The sequence below is a fragment of the Microvirga sp. P5_D2 genome, from assembly GCF_054049475.1.
Genome location: NZ_JBFUMH010000344.1, coordinates 1 through 1,963 on the forward strand (window position 1 = coordinate 1; position 1,963 = coordinate 1,963).

At 56.7% G+C, this 1,963-nt stretch carries 3 protein-coding genes; 2 read left to right on the top strand and 1 reads right to left on the bottom strand.

Translation table 11 applies throughout. The features are described 5' to 3' along the window. On the top strand, nucleotides 1-182 hold a 182-nt coding region (locus tag ACXJKO_RS31490; protein WP_457094931.1), incomplete at its 5' end, for a cold-shock protein. 493 nt (nucleotides 183-675) lie between these two features. Further along, nucleotides 676-1,110, top strand: coding sequence for an SET domain-containing protein (locus ACXJKO_RS31495; protein WP_457094932.1), 435 nt, complete (start codon nucleotides 676-678; stop codon nucleotides 1,108-1,110). A 307-nt stretch (nucleotides 1,111-1,417) separates the two neighbouring features. Here the strand turns inward: ACXJKO_RS31495 and ACXJKO_RS31500 are convergent, their stop codons facing one another. Further along, on the bottom strand, nucleotides 1,418-1,936 hold the full coding sequence (locus ACXJKO_RS31500) for a hypothetical protein (RefSeq protein ID WP_457094933.1): 519 nt from the start codon (nucleotides 1,934-1,936) through the stop codon (nucleotides 1,418-1,420). Nucleotides 1,937-1,963: the final 27 nt, after the last annotated feature.

The following is a 1,963-nucleotide window of genomic DNA, read 5'->3' on the forward strand; positions in this document are numbered from 1 at the left end:
GGTTCGATCCCGCAAAAGGGTACGGGTTCGTCTCTGTTGAGGGTGAGAGCAAAGACCTGTTCCTGCACATCTCAGTTGTCGAGCGGGCGGGACTTGGTGCTGTGACAGAAGGACAAGCGGTCCGTGTTTCCATCGCAGAGGGCCGCAAGGGGCGTGAGGTCGGGGCGATCGAGGCTGGGTAGGTCTGGGTCGCACGACGTTTTATGCCAGCATACGTCCTTGTAGGCTTGGCCGATTTTCGCTGTCTGGACAAGCTCGCCAAGTTTACGGCAGGCGGACTGAAAGACGGCCATCTAAGCAATATAACATCTCGCATAACGAAAGTTTTGACAAGAAGTCTTGAGAGGCGGGCTTATTGTATGTTGGCTCACCAAKTGCGCCATCAGTCAATGCACGCGCTACTTGCGTCAGACAGGCGAATAGCCTTCAGCGGCATTGAATGAGATCGCCCGCCTACGAAATCATAGGCACTTTGCCGTTTCCATGTCTGGGGGCTACGTGCAAGAGGGGCACGAGCTTCATGAAGTGGATAGCGAGCCTTCTTGCCTAATTTCGGCAACGGATGAGCTTAGCGAGGAGTACCTCTTCCCGAAGTTGRGCAKGCGGACATAATWAGCAGCGGGGTGCTGGAAGAGCCGRCACCATGCACTCCAACGAGGGAGCCTTATCATCTTTATGGCAAATAGCGTGTCAGAAAACCCTTACCGTGTCGGTCGGTCAGCAACGGGCCTTGGCCTGTTTGCGACAGACGTTATTGAAAAGGGCAAGTTTATAATCGAGTATGTTGGCCCCAAAATCACAAATGAGGAAGTGCAACGCCGCCCGAACGCCAGATACCTATTTGAGGTCAATAGCCGCTGGACCATTGACGGTTCGCCGCGCTGGAACACAGCCCGGTATATCAATCACTCTTGCCGTCCGAACACTAAAGCCGTGGTCTCYCGCGGRCGSATTCGCATYATRGCGACGCGACGCATCAAACCGGGGGAGGAGATTACCTACAGTTACGGCAAGGACTACTTTGAAACGTTCATCAGGCCGTGGGGCTGCAAGTGCCTTCCCTGCAGAACACCCCGACCAAAACGTTTGGAGAGATCAGACGCTCGGTGACCGGAGCCTTTAAGGCTGCTCCTGTGCTCCTCAAMCTGCCCATGGGCACTCTGGTGCGAGCGGTCTGGAAAGTAGTCCACCAGCGCCCTCGTGCCTCCTCTCTCCTTTCGGATGAGCCAARCCAAAGACGGCGGYTCCGCCTCTTAGCAGGCTGAAGACCTCCGCGATAGACGRTCTTACGCCGTTCCGACCGGCACGAAGGCGCCCATAAGGAGAGGAGGCGTTGTTGCGCAGCTTGGATAGCCGCGATGGCAAGGACCACTGCCCGAGCCCTTGCCATCTCAGCAGGAGCTGGAACAGACGACAGTCAGTCCGCRACTGGGAATGCTTCGAGCTTTGGCGGACTTCCATCGGTTGCAAAGGCGCCCTCGTAGCGGCCCGCTCGAGTGTGGGCTACGCACTCAAGCGTCGCGCCCTTGAGGTTCGGGTCGCCCAAGCGGCAGAAGCCTATCGCGGCATCCTCCTTGCCTTCGTCTTCGTTGGCGGCAGTCGTCGTCGCCGCCAGAATGACCTTCTCGATGGCTTGGACCACAATCTCGGAGCCTTGTTCGATCCGCTGGGAGCCATCGCCGACAAATGACAGGATGGTGCTCTCGGTCATAAACCAGTACGAACTCACCCCAGTGCTGTAGTTCATGTTCACCAGAAGGTTCTTGCAGCCCTCGATCACAAGTCCTGCATGAACCAGCTTGGTACACTCGCCGGCGACAGTGACCATCTGGACGTTCTTGTTGGGTTCGGCTTTCTTCTTCGACTTCGCCTGAGGAGCGGCTTCCACGCTGATCGTGGCTGCAAAGAAGAGTGCAATCGCGAGAGACAGCTTCATAGCATGCCTCCATCATAGCTCGGGTTT